Source organism: Enterovibrio coralii (genome assembly GCF_001559595.1).
Lineage (GTDB): Bacteria > Pseudomonadota > Gammaproteobacteria > Enterobacterales > Vibrionaceae > Enterovibrio > Enterovibrio coralii.
On the sequence record NZ_LNTY01000034.1, the window covers coordinates 46,613 to 58,775 of the forward strand.

Consider the following 12,163-nt stretch of genomic DNA (forward strand, 5'->3'; position numbering starts at 1 on the left):
AGAACTTTTTCTTCAGTTAGCGAAAAAAGCAAACGTTTGCCTAAAAAGTTTTTTGGCAAGCGAGAAGGGGAGAAAAACGAAAAAGGCAGCGTAATGCTGCCTTTGGAAATGGGTTACCAAAACGACGATTTATCGTCTTCGTCGTCATCATCGTAGGGCTTCTTTTCCTGCGATGTTTTGTTGTTTTCTTCGTCTTTGGGTTTGGGCTTTTGTTTCATGCCAAACTTGGCATTGGCCGTGTATTTCAATGCCATGATGTTACTGACAACAACAGCAACGACGATGAAGATGATGACATAAGGGTTCGTCAGAATATCCATGTTCAAGCCTCGCACACATTAGAGACGTACTGTGAATATATCCAATCCAGCATAGTAAGGACAGTTTCGCGCCCTGCAATGTCACTGGATGCGATCGTCATCTTCAATCGTTCTTGGGTTAATGCATTGAGAAAATCTGCCGCAGTCGCTTGATGGCTAATGTGCCAAGGCTCAAATGCCACGCCGCCTCTGTCTTCACGATAAGGAAGGTAGAAGCCAAACTGCGCCATGTTTTTCTCTAACCACTGATAAAACGGTGTTTGGTGTCCGGACAGATACTCCCAAGGCTCAAGCAGCAATTGCGTGTCCTTGGGGAGCAAGTTAGCGGCGTACACATCCATGTCCGTCCCCCAGTGGTGGCGGCTGCCACCCGGCAGCGCAGACCATCTCAAGATGGCTTTGACTTTATCTTCATCAGAAAGCACGGCAAGGTTAACTGCCTTGCCGTTGTCATCTAACACCGGACGCGTGCCGTTGAACTTGTTGTCCCAAATGAGCTGCTGACGGTTAAAGTCTCTGAAACTGCTGGCAATCGTCAGATCGAACCCTGCGGCTTTAGCGGCGGCTTGCATGTTCAGAAAGTCGCGTTCGATATCGCGATGCAGCAAACGGCCATCCAGATTAACCAGATGCTCCTCCGTTTGCCCCGTCAGTTGCTCAGTGGTCCAGTTCATCAGGCGAATAGCTTCTCCAGCACTTTCTCGTACATGTCAGTCAATTTTTCTAGATCGGCAATTTTCACGCACTCATTCACTTTGTGGATGGTTGCATTTACCGGCCCCAGTTCAATCACCTGACCACCCATTTGCGCGATGAAACGGCCGTCAGAGGTGCCGCCCGTGGTCAAAAGCTGAGGTTGCTGGTGGTTCACTTCTTCTACCGCACCCACGACGGCATCCAGCAAGGAGCCAGTGTCCGTCAGGAATGGGTGGCCGCTGAACGTCCATTTAATGTCGTACTCAAGGCCATGTGCATCCAACACAGAGTGCACACGTGCTTTGATGTCATCTGCGGTGACTTCGGTACTAAAGCGCAAATTGAACTGCACGTTAAACTCACCTGGGATCACGTTGCTTGCGCCTGTGCCTGCGGCAAGGTTTGGAATTTGGAAGCTAGTTGGCGGGAAGTATTCGTTCCCTTTGTCCCACTCAATTGCCGCTAGCTCTGCGAGCGCAGGTAGAGTCTGATGGACAGGGTTACGTGCCAGTTGTGGGTAGGCAACGTGGCCTTGAATACCTTTCACCGTAATGTCGCCAGTGATCGAACCACGGCGGCCATTTTTTACCACATCACCGACAGCGTGGGTGCTTGAAGGCTCGCCGACAATACACATATCGATGATTTCATCGCGAGCCATCAAGGTATCAACAACGCGTGTCGTACCGTTGATAAATGGGCCTTCTTCATCTGAGGTGATCAAAAAGGCGATAGAGCTTTGTGGTCTGGGTTCTCAGCGATAAAGCGTTCAACAGCAACCACCATGGCAGCCAGCGAGCCCTTCATGTCCGCTGCGCCGCGACCGTGCAGGTAGCCATCAATGACAGTGGGTTCAAACGGTGGGGTATGCCACTGCTCCAACGGGCCGGCAGGTACCACGTCAGTGTGGCCAGCAAAGGCAAAAAGCGGTGCTTCTGTGCCGCGGCGCGCCCACAAGTTGGTGGTGTCTTCAAATACCATGCGTTCGATGGTGAACCCCAACGCTTCCAGGCGTCGAATCATCAACTCCTGACAGCTTCATCTAAAGGGGTAACGGAAGGGCGGCCGATTAAATCCTTGGCCAGAGACAATACTGCACTGTCTGTCATTGGTGGAAATGTCCTTTGTGTGTTCGCTTATTCGCTAAAAATAGATTCGTACTCGGCAGGTTTAAAGCCAAGGTAGTAGTTACCGCCGTGAGCCAGCAGCGGGCGCTTGATCATGGCCGGTTGAACCAACATCAGTGCAATGGCATTGGTTTCGTCTAGGTTGTTTTTCTGCTCGTCTGACAATGCACGGAATGTCGTGCCACGTTTGTTAACCAGAGCTTCCCAACCCAGCGCATCAACGAATTGCTTCAGCATGTCCTGATCGATGCCATCTTTACGGTAGTCATGAAAAGTGAACGTTTGACCTTCCTGTTCCAGCCATTTCACGGCCTTTTTGATGGTGTCACAATTCTTAATGCCGTATACCACTGTGGTCATTGACTGCTTCCTCTTGAGCGATATGTCTGGATGGATAGATTGACATTGCGCACGGTTGAAAGCAAGGCACTTGAAATCATCCGTTTACAGAACATTCACATTGTGTCGCAAGAATCCGTGAGCCACTAAAGAAGGGAATAGGTGAAGAGATTGGGTTATGCTAAATTAGTCATGTCTAATTTATTGAGTCGGTGGTGAGTGAGTATGAGCGCAGATCTATTTCAGGATGCTAAAGCGGCAGCAGAGGTGTTGCGTGTGCTGTCTCACCCTGAGCGTTTGCTTGTACTTTGCCAACTGCGTGAAGGGGAACGAAATGTCTCTGCGTTGATGGAAAACACCACCCTTAGCCAGTCTGCGTTTTCTCAGCACCTTACCGTGTTGCGCCAATCTGGCTTGGTTGCGACGCGCAAAGTATCTCAAACCGTGTTTTATCGTATTTCTGACGACAAAGTTGAACGTCTTATCAATGCCATTCAAAACGCTTGGTGTGACGCTTCACCCAACAATTAAGTGAGTGGCACGTCACCTTCGTTTTACACATTTGGCCAAGGTCGAGATCCAGTTATCGTTGCGCATTTTTGTACGTCATTGAATACGTACTCATATTGATCGAGCGCAATGCCTGATTTGCAATTCGTTGAATAATGGTACGCAGTGCATATTAGGAGGTCTCAATGGAACTGAATCCGGTTTTTGCTAGAAGACTGTATCTCGCTTTCTTAGTTGAAGAAATGGAACGCCCAAATGTTCCGCGTTTGATCGAAGCAACCGGCTGGCCACGTCGTACTATTCAGGACGTGATCAAGTCGCTCGCAGGTCTTGGTATTGAATTGTCATTCATTCAGGATGGTCGTCGTCACAATGACGGTTATTACCGTTTAACTGACTGGGGTCCATTTAAACGTGAATGGGTGGAGGAGCGTCGACAAGACATCGTGGGCAACCTCGTTCATTGAAAGATTTAGAAACGCAGCGTCAACGCTGCGTTTTTTGTTTCTACTGGTTTTCAGCTTCCTGAGGCCGAAGGGCTTTTTGCACATACTTTGGAAGCTTGTCCACGACCAAATGCCAAGACTGGGTAATGATGCGTTGAAGCTCAGCGGTCGGCAACGGGCAAGCTTTGCCGAACTCTATCCAACCCGCTCTGGCTAAGTGCGGAGCAGGGCGGCAATCTGGGATTTCCGCCATCATAATGAAGAGATCGTCTGGCACTTTGCAGGCCATTTTCTCTCCGTCATAGAAAATACAAACCATCTTGGTTTGATGAACACTGTACACATCCACGCCGCCCCATTTCACATCGTGTCTGATCCCAATCAGGGCGTCGCTGTGTGCTTTGAGTGCTGGAATGTCCATATTACTGAATGAGTCCGGCGTTTGTCAGAGCCTCTCGCAATGCCTCAGCACGTTTGCGGTTAACACCGAAATCCGAATACCCGACGCGAGATTCAGAACGCACGATAAGCTGATCGCCGTCGATACGAAGTTCTAAATCATCAACAAAGCGCATGATACGGCTGACACTTTCCAGACGCGCATAGTCAGCGTTTAGCTCAGCCATGCGTGCGCCAGGCAGCGTCAGGGCGACCTCTGAGATTTGCAGCATAGTGACGTCATCAGAAGCCAGTGTGAAAGGGGCAATGTTGTGGTCTTCACGGGTATCTACTGTCGAGACACAATTAGGTTTATCGCCACAAGGTTGCAGAGATTTATCAGTCACGGTTTCGTCTCCTTGCGCACAGCCTAAAACCAGCATGAGAGCCAAGCTGCAAATTGATAGTTGTATTGTCTTTTTCACGTCGTCGTCCTTGAGTTGGAAGGCTTAGATCGCAGATTGAGACAGAGCAATGTAGGCAGCAAAGCTACCCAGCTCAACACCAGCAAAATCCACGGCAGTTTGCTATTGGACGCGCTGCTCGCCGATTCAGTCACGGAAACACCGATTGTTTCGTTTTCCTGCTTGGCGGCTTGCTTCGCCTGATTTGCTTCTTTTTGTCCTTGTCGCGTTCACGTGATTTGGCTTTTTGCTGCTTCTTATACAGCGCAATGCCTTTTTCAATGCCTTGAGCAATAAGCTTGGTCTGCTCTTTGGTTTGCCCCGGCTTTTGCGTCGCCTTGGCGATTTTCATTGCTTCTTGTTGTGTTTCTGGAGAAGGAGTCGCACTCGTCATCTTGATGTCTTTTTCTGTTCTAGCTTTGGAGGGAGTATAACGTTGTTAATGAATGACCACGAAACCTAAAAACGGAATTCGTGTCAAACGTCCATTATGTGAAAAAGGAGAGCAGACAGATGATCTTAACAACAACACCAACAGTACAAGGTCGAGATATCAAGCACTACCACGGCGTGGTCGTTGGCGAAGCCATATTGGGTGCCAACCTGTTCAAGGATATCTTCGCCAGTATTCGTGACATTGTGGGCGGGCGCTCTGCAGCCTATGAACAAGAGTTGGCCAAAGCACGTGAAATCGCGTTTCGTGAACTGGAAGAGCGTGCGCGTGAGGCGGGCGGTAACGCCGTGGTCGGCATCGATTTGGACTACGAAGTTGTTGGCCCTAACGGCGGAATGTTAATGGTCAGTGTTAGCGGGACCGCAGTGACGTTGGGATAATGTGACGTCGATGGGAAGTTTTCTTGAAATGGGCTGCGCCAACCCACAAAAATTTGAGTTGGTGCTATGCCGCCCCCATAAATACTGACACAGTAACTTTTAGGTTGTGAACATTGTTTTATTAATGTCCAACTGGCAAACAGATAGTGCAATGAAGACGCTTTACCAATCCCCAGACTATTACGATAAACACGGCAACGCGAAACCGAATTTAATGTTTTGGTTGAGTTGCTTTTACCTGGCTAAATCATGGTTGGTGTTCATCATCGCCGGCGTGAGCAGAGAGCAGGGACAAACACTGCTTTCCTTGTTTTACCCGCATCATGATGCACTTTACATCGGACTCGGCATTGGTTTTCCGGCGGTTGCCTTGATGCTTTTGGCGGGCAACGTTCATCGCTATCCTGCGTTTCTTGAGAAGATCTGGCACAAAGGAAAGATCATTCTTATCGCGGCGTTTGCCTGTGACTTGATGCTGCAAATCAAGCACCTTATTGCACAGCAGTGGGCTTTCCACTGGAGTGGTGCATTAACGTTACTGATCGCGATTTGGCTGGTTACCTACCTTTTCAGAAGCCGCCGCATTCAGTTTTTATTTGAAGCTCCTATTACACGAGAAGAAAAATGAAGAACGAGTGGAAGAAAGGACTTGTGCTGTTTAGTGCCATGCTAAGCCCTTTGGCGATGGCGGACTGGCAAGTCGACGTTAACTTCAAAATGGACCGTGCGGGCAAACACCACAGCGCGCAGAGTTCTGTCTCTTTAATTCCTGGTGAAGAAACCGTGTTGTTTGATAACGGCACACCTAGCGGTTCACTGATTGGCAAAGCAGAGCTTTTGGAAGTCACGGCAGATGAAGTGAAAATTTCGCTGCTGGTGCAAGAGCAATGCGATGATGGCGCATGGCGTACCATCATGTCACCTATCGTCAGCGCGGGGCTGAACGCACCGGCGTCGATTAACACCAGCAACGAACATCTGGATGAATTTGCTTCTCTGGAAGTCGAAATTACGTCCGTTTAATCAAATCTTTAACGATCTGAGACAAAGTATCGGCAGAATCGTGGCATTATGCTTTTCCCATCTGTGGAGATGCCGCGTTGCCGATGACTTTTTGCTTCTTTCTGCGCCTGTGGAAAGAACGCGTCACCATCTTGCCTGTCGGCTCTCCAAATAGGAAATTATCAGACATTAGAAGCTGATAAAGCAGTATTTATCTGGAGGATACCATGCAATTTCTCAGCCAGCCATTGTGGCCGATGCAGGGCCATTTGCGCTTTACGTTCTGTTCAAAGTAACGGGGTCTGCGGCAGCAGTTAAATCTCGTTGTGGTGCACTGCACCAGCTTGTTGATGACATCAACGCGACGCAACCGGGCGCAGACATGAAAGCCGCTGTTTCTTTTTCACCGGCGTTTTGCAAGGAAAATGGTATTGCGACCCCAGAAGATTTTCAGTCTTTCCGCGCTTTGGGTGAAGGTGATACTCAAGCACCTGTGACAGATTGTGATTTTCTGGTTCACGTTCACTCTACGCGCCACGATTTGAACTTCTTCTTGCTGCGTAAGTTTGTTGCTGACATTGCTGCGGACGTGACGATTGTTGATGAAACCTACGGCTACCGCTACTTGGATTCACGTGACATGACAGGCTTCATTGACGGCACTGAGAACCCAGAAGGTGATGATGCACGTCGTGATGTTGCGATCATTGCTGACGGCGAATGTGCGGGTGGCAGCATGGTGATGCTTCAGCGCTATGTACACAGCCTGAATGCATGGGAACCCCTGTCTGTTAAGCAACAAGAGAAAGTGATTGGCCGCACTAAGCCTGACTCCATCGAGCTGGACGACGTGCCTGCTACGTCTCACGTTGGTCGTGTCGATATCAAAGAAAACGGCAAGGGCCTGAAAATGGTTCGCCACAGCCTGCCTTACGGCTCGGTATCGGGCGATCACGGCTTGCTGTTCATCGCATACTGCCATACCCAACACGTTCACCGCACCATGCTTGAAAGCATGTTTGGCGAGCGCGACGGCAAGACCGACATGATGTTGCGCTTTACCAAACCAGTGACGGGTGCTTACTTCTATGCACCGTCCATGGAAGCGCTATCTGTAATGGCGTAAGCCTCAACGAAACGCAAAAAAGCACTCTTCGGAGTGCTTTTTTTTCGCTTGTTTTTCACACAGCATAAGAAAGTTGCGATGAAACATGATCGGTATTCGCTTTTGTGACAGGAAGTAAAAATGTCCAGTAAATCTCGCTCGACGCTTTTGTCAGCTATGCGATCATTTCTCCATCAATAACCCTTTGAGTCGGTTACTCATTGGGAGAAATAAGAAAGACGTGCTGGAGTTAAACATGAACATAGTTGCGATTACCGCTTGCCCTTCTGGCGTTGCCCATACTTACATGGCGGCGGAGTCACTCGAACAAGCTGCAATTGCTCGAGGCTGGACCATCAAAGTGGAAACCCAAGGTGCATTGGGCGCAGAGAACGAGATCTCTGCGGATGACGTGACCCAAGCGGATGCCGTTATCCTGACCACAGACATCGAGCTAAACGGCACAGAGCGTTTTGAAGGCAAGAAAATCATTCAAACCACCGTCAAGCGTTTGGTGGTGAATCCTTCAGAAGCACTGGATGCAGTGGAGGCATAATCATGAATGCATTCAATCTTGATGGCATTTGGCAACTTTCATCGCTGACCAATCCAGAGATTACCGCGCCAATCACGCTGCCTGGTGATGTTCACTCTGCGCTGCTCGCGGCAGAGATCATTCCTGACCCATACCTTGGTTGTAATGAAACCCAAGTGCAATGGGTGGGCGAACATGACTGGCAAATGACCCGCACGTTTGAAGTGGATGCAAACACACTAGATGCACAGCAAGTCGACCTGATCCTGAGCATGGTGGATACCATGGCGCAGATTGAGGTGAATGGCGTGACTGCGCTTCATTGCAGCAACATGTTCCGTCATTACCGTCGCGACATTCGTCCATTGCTAAGTGAAGGCGAGAACCAGATTCGTGTGACCTTGAACCGCGCTGATGTCGAAGCAAAGCACGCGCAGAACGCCTGCCGTTCCCGGTGCCTTGGGCGGTGGGTAACAACCAAGTACCGCACATGAACACCTTGCGTAAAACGCAGTGTCATGCGGGCTGGGACTGGGGCATTTGTCTGCTGGTAAGCGGCATCTACGACAGCATTCGCATCCAACCTATATCTCAAGCGCGTTTGAATGACGTAAGAACGCGTCAAGAGTGGGAGCAAGACGGTCAATGTACTGTCATTGCATCAATCAGTGCGGAACTGTTGGAAGGCGCGCAAACGCAAATCGCCGAGTGTGAATTGGTATCGCCAGCGGGCGAGTGCCAATCAGTGACGGCAGAAATCACGGGTGGTCACGCAGAAGTGCGCTTCAACGTGGAAAACCCTCAACGCTGGTGGCCTGCTGGCTACGGCGAGCAACCGCTTTACCAACTGCGTGTCGCGCTCGATGGTCAAGCTGTTGAAAAGCAACTGGGTCTTCGTGAGCTGATGGTGGATACGTCAGAAGACGAGGCCGGTGCAGCCATGACCTTTGTGGTAAACGGCAAAGCTGTCATGGCGAAAGGCGCAAACTGGATCCCATTGGATGCGATGCCGGGTAAACAAACACCTGAGCAATACCGCCGTCTTTTGGAAGATGCGAAAGCGGCCAACATGAACATGATTCGTGTGTGGGGCGGCGGCATGTATGAACGTGATGTGTTCTACAGCCTGTGTGATGAACTGGGTCTGCTGGTGTGGCAGGACTTGATGTTCTCCTGTGCACTTTACCCATCCACGCCGGAGTTTTTGGATGATGTTCGTATCGAAATCACCGAGCAAGTGCGTCGTCTGAGCGATCATCCATCGCTGGCATTGTGGTGTGGTGACAACGAAGTGATCGGTGCGATCAGCTGGTACCCAGAGTCGAAAAACAACCGCGAGAAATACGTGGTGAACTACGACCGTCTGAACCGCGTGTTGCAAGAAGTGGTTGAAACCGAAGACCCAAGCCGTCGCTTCTGGGCGAGTTCACCTTGTAACGGTGAGCTGGATTTTGGTGATGCATGGCACGATGACAACAAAGGTGACATGCACTTTTGGGATGTATGGCACTCAGGCAAGTCGTTTGATGCTTACCACAGTGTGAAACCACGCTTCTGTAGTGAGTTTGGTTACCAGTCGTGGCCTTCACTGCCAACGGTGAAAACCTTTGCAGCGGAAGAAGATTGGAACGTGACTTCGCCAACCTTTGAGCAACATCAGAAGAACGGTCGCGGCAACAGCATCATGACCGAAATGTTCACGCGCTACTTCCGATTCCCGGTCGACTTTGCCAGATGTTGTATCTGAGCCAAGTACAGCAGGCGTTAGCATCAAGACCGCGAGTGAGTTCTGGCGTGCGAATAAACCGCTTTGTCGTGGCATTTTGTACTGGCAGTTGAATGACTGCTGGCCGGTAAGTTCTTGGTCGAGCATCGAGTACACAGGTCGTTGGAAACAACTTCACTACCACGCAAAACGCTTCTTTGCTCCTCAACTGGCAGTGTTTGTTGATGATGGCGAAACCTTGAAACTGAATGTGATCAATGATGAGCACCGTCAGGTGAATGCCAAAGGGCAGGTCACTTGGTACGACTGGCAAGGTGAAGTGATTGATACTTGGCCAGTGGAAGCCATGCTTGAAGAAGACGGTAACCACGTGCTGTGGCAATGCGATCGCAATGTGATTGTTGAGCGCCAGCACGAAGGCTTCTTCCATGTAGACATGGAATGTGACGGCCAAACGCTGACAAACACTTGGTTTGATGATGTGTACAAGCGTCTGCCGCTGCCAAAAGCAACGGTTAATGCTTTGGTTGAAGACACCGACGGCACAATCACTGTCACCTTGTCGACCGACAAACCAGCATTCTTTGTCCACGCCGAATTTGCAGACGAAGGACGCTTTAACGATTCAAGCTTCACCCTGATGCCATGCCGTCCGGTCACGCTAACCTACACAGGTTCAGCAACGGCGGATGAAATCAGGTCGCAACTTTCGATCTACCACTTAGCGCAAAGCTATACCCCAACTCACTAAAAACGTTGGATAGGAAAAACCATTGGCGACTCACGTCGCCAATGGTGTGGTTTCGTGCACCCAAAATTTGGCAAAACACTTTGAGTGTGAGTGACTGCTACGCCTACGTTTTCGTGTGGCAAGGATATGGCAACAACGTAATTTGAAGTAAGGACACCCAATGCTTAGCAAAACGAAACTTGCAGCAATTGTGCTTGCCGCTTTGACCGCGCCAACTGCTATTGCCGCAGATAGACACGAGCTGACCATCGTCTCGGATTTTTATCCAACCATGATCAGAAACTTCAACCCCTTCCTGTCGACGACCCTGCGCACGACCACGGACTTTATTTATGAGCCTCTGGTGGTCTTTAACCAGATGCATGGAAACAAGCCTGTGATGCGTCTGGCGAAGGATTACTATCTTTCGGAAGATTTGATGCAGGTGACCTTTGAGATCCGTGAGGGTGTGAAATGGTCAGACGGTAAGCCATTTACCGCAGAAGACGTTGTCTATTCGTTTGAGCTAATCAAGGAAAAACCAGAGCTTGACCCTAAAGGCATGGATACGTGGATTAAGTCAGTCAGACAAGAGGGTAACAAGGTTATCTTCGATCTGACGGAAGTGAACACCAATGTGCCTTACGAGATCTCGAGCATTCCAATCGTGCCAAAACACATTTGGCAGGACATTGAAAAGCCGGAGCTTTTCACCAATGAAAACCCAGTGGGTTCAGGTCCATTTACCGAAATTGACACCTTTACCCCTCAGCTTTACATTCAGTGTCGTAACCCGAACTACTGGGACAACGACAACCTCGATGTCGATTGCTTGCGTGTGCCACAAATTGCCAACAACGATCAGCTACTGAGTAAAATCATCAATCTGAGCTCGACTGGTCCGGTGCATTTATTCCCGACATCGACATGGTGTACTCGGCGAGAAGTCCGCACCACCAATACTGGTACCCAGCAGCGGGTCCGCAATCTTTCATGTTGAACTTCAAAACGCCGCACCCTGCAACAATGAAGCCATCAACAATATCGATTTCCGTCGCGCGTTCTCTATGTCGATTGACCGCATGAAAATCATCAACATCGCTTTTTACGGCAATGGTGTGGTGAACGATTACGCGTCTGGCCTTGGTAAAGTGTTCGACTTTTGGGCCAACAAAGACACCTACAACCAATACAAGGTCTACAACACCTTCAACATGGATAACGCAAAAGCATTGCTGAAAGAGGCAGGCTTTGTGGACATCGATGGCGATGGCTTTGTGGAAACCCCAACGGGCAAGCCAATCGAGCTTGAGCTGCAATCACCAACCGGTTGGACTGACTTTAACAACGCCGTTCAGTTGGGCGTTGAGCAGCTTCAGAAAGTGGGCATTAAAGCCAAAGCACGCACCGCAGACTTTGCGGTTTATAACCAAGCCATGCTGTCGGGTACCTACGATGTGGCGTACACCAACTACGTGATTGGTGCAGACCTCACCGCTACTGGAACCGCGCGTTCCACTCTCGTTATCAAGAAGGGGCTAACTCACCACGCTATGCGATGCACTTCTTCCAAAACGACGAGCTAGATGCGCTGCTGGACAGCTTCTACAAAACCGACAAACAAGACGAACAGGTACAAATCGCCCATAAGATCCAAAAAATCATCGCTGAAAATCAAATTACGGTGCCAGTGATGTCGGGTGTGGATGTGTATCAGTTCAATGAAAGCCGCTTTACTGGCTGGTGGAACGAAGAGAATCCAAAAGGTCGTCCAATGTCATGGGCAGGCGTGCCAGAGCGCTTGCTGCATGTACTGGATCTGAAACCAAAAAGCTAACGCTATGACGGGGATGCACATCTCTCGTGTATCCCCGATTTCTCGTGAATAAACACCGCTAAGCGTAATAGAAATGGGCACGCCCATTTCTATATGCGCCGGGTTAACTGTATC

The 12,163-nt window shown here is 49.7% G+C and carries 12 protein-coding genes and 4 pseudogenes; 9 read left to right on the forward strand and 7 right to left on the reverse strand.

The features are described 5' to 3' along the window. Window positions 1–113: 113 nt before the first annotated feature. The 4 genes and pseudogenes from ATN88_RS11515 to ATN88_RS11530 all read right to left on the reverse strand — a co-directional run bounded on the left by ATN88_RS11515 (window position 114) and on the right by ATN88_RS11530 (window position 2,503). Window positions 114–320, reverse strand: coding sequence for a DUF2897 family protein (locus ATN88_RS11515; protein WP_067415730.1), 207 nt, complete (start codon window positions 318–320; stop codon window positions 114–116). 2 nt (window positions 321–322) lie between these two features. Further along, window positions 323–994: a M15 family metallopeptidase gene (locus ATN88_RS11520; RefSeq protein ID WP_067415733.1), complete on the reverse strand. Its 672-nt coding sequence runs from the start codon at window positions 992–994 to the stop codon at window positions 323–325. Then, window positions 994–2,125 (reverse strand): annotated as a pseudogene (gene dapE, locus ATN88_RS11525) (succinyl-diaminopimelate desuccinylase). The gene ATN88_RS11520 and the pseudogene dapE overlap by 1 nt, the downstream one beginning before the upstream one ends. A 27-nt stretch (window positions 2,126–2,152) precedes the next feature. Further along, window positions 2,153–2,503, reverse strand: a complete 351-nt coding sequence (locus ATN88_RS11530) for an ArsC family reductase (protein WP_067415736.1) — start codon at window positions 2,501–2,503, stop codon at window positions 2,153–2,155. Between the two features lie 204 nt (window positions 2,504–2,707). Here ATN88_RS11530 and ATN88_RS11535 point away from each other — a divergent pair, with 204 nt between their 5' ends. Both ATN88_RS11535 and ATN88_RS11540 read left to right on the forward strand, forming a co-directional pair. Next, a complete protein-coding gene (locus ATN88_RS11535; protein WP_067415739.1) occupies window positions 2,708–3,013 on the forward strand; it encodes an ArsR/SmtB family transcription factor in 306 nt (101 codons plus the stop codon). 164 nt (window positions 3,014–3,177) lie between these two features. Continuing rightward, on the forward strand, window positions 3,178–3,459 hold the full coding sequence (locus ATN88_RS11540) for a winged helix-turn-helix domain-containing protein (RefSeq protein WP_067415742.1): 282 nt from the start codon (window positions 3,178–3,180) through the stop codon (window positions 3,457–3,459). Window positions 3,460–3,499: 40 nt separating this feature from the next. Here ATN88_RS11540 and ATN88_RS11545 read toward each other — a convergent pair whose 3' ends face one another. The 3 genes and pseudogenes from ATN88_RS11545 to ATN88_RS28915 form a co-directional block, all read right to left on the reverse strand. Continuing rightward, a complete protein-coding gene (locus tag ATN88_RS11545) occupies window positions 3,500–3,859 on the reverse strand; it encodes an MmcQ/YjbR family DNA-binding protein (protein ID WP_067415745.1) in 360 nt (119 codons plus the stop codon). 1 nt (window position 3,860) lies between these two features. Next, window positions 3,861–4,301, reverse strand: coding sequence for a DUF1499 domain-containing protein (locus ATN88_RS11550; protein WP_067415748.1), 441 nt, complete (start codon window positions 4,299–4,301; stop codon window positions 3,861–3,863). Beyond that, a pseudogene (locus ATN88_RS28915) lies at window positions 4,298–4,680 on the reverse strand (DUF2956 domain-containing protein). The gene ATN88_RS11550 and the pseudogene ATN88_RS28915 overlap by 4 nt, the downstream one beginning before the upstream one ends. Before the next feature lie 113 nt (window positions 4,681–4,793). Between ATN88_RS28915 and ATN88_RS11560 the strand changes: the two are divergent. The 7 genes and pseudogenes from ATN88_RS11560 (at window position 4,794) to ATN88_RS11590 (ending at window position 12,049) form a co-directional block, all read left to right on the forward strand. Then, entirely contained in the window at window positions 4,794–5,114 is a 321-nt protein-coding gene (locus ATN88_RS11560) for a heavy metal-binding domain-containing protein (protein ID WP_067415751.1), read from the forward strand. Window positions 5,115–5,265: 151 nt separating this feature from the next. After that, window positions 5,266–5,742: a DUF2919 domain-containing protein gene (locus ATN88_RS11565; RefSeq protein WP_067415754.1), complete on the forward strand. Its 477-nt coding sequence runs from the start codon at window positions 5,266–5,268 to the stop codon at window positions 5,740–5,742. After that, window positions 5,739–6,137 (forward strand): hypothetical protein, encoded by a 399-nt coding sequence (locus ATN88_RS11570; protein ID WP_067415757.1) that lies wholly within the window; start codon window positions 5,739–5,741, stop codon window positions 6,135–6,137. The genes ATN88_RS11565 and ATN88_RS11570 overlap by 4 nt, the downstream gene beginning before the upstream one ends. Before the next feature lie 229 nt (window positions 6,138–6,366). Beyond that, on the forward strand, window positions 6,367–7,242 hold the full coding sequence (locus tag ATN88_RS11575; protein ID WP_232313137.1) for a Dyp-type peroxidase: 876 nt from the start codon (window positions 6,367–6,369) through the stop codon (window positions 7,240–7,242). 235 nt (window positions 7,243–7,477) lie between these two features. After that, entirely contained in the window at window positions 7,478–7,777 is a 300-nt protein-coding gene (locus ATN88_RS11580; protein WP_067415763.1) for a PTS fructose transporter subunit IIB, read from the forward strand. A gap of 2 nt (window positions 7,778–7,779) precedes the next feature. Continuing rightward, window positions 7,780–10,233, forward strand: a pseudogene (locus tag ATN88_RS11585) (beta-mannosidase). A gap of 160 nt (window positions 10,234–10,393) precedes the next feature. After that, window positions 10,394–12,049 (forward strand): annotated as a pseudogene (locus ATN88_RS11590) (ABC transporter substrate-binding protein). Window positions 12,050–12,163 lie beyond the last annotated feature (114 nt).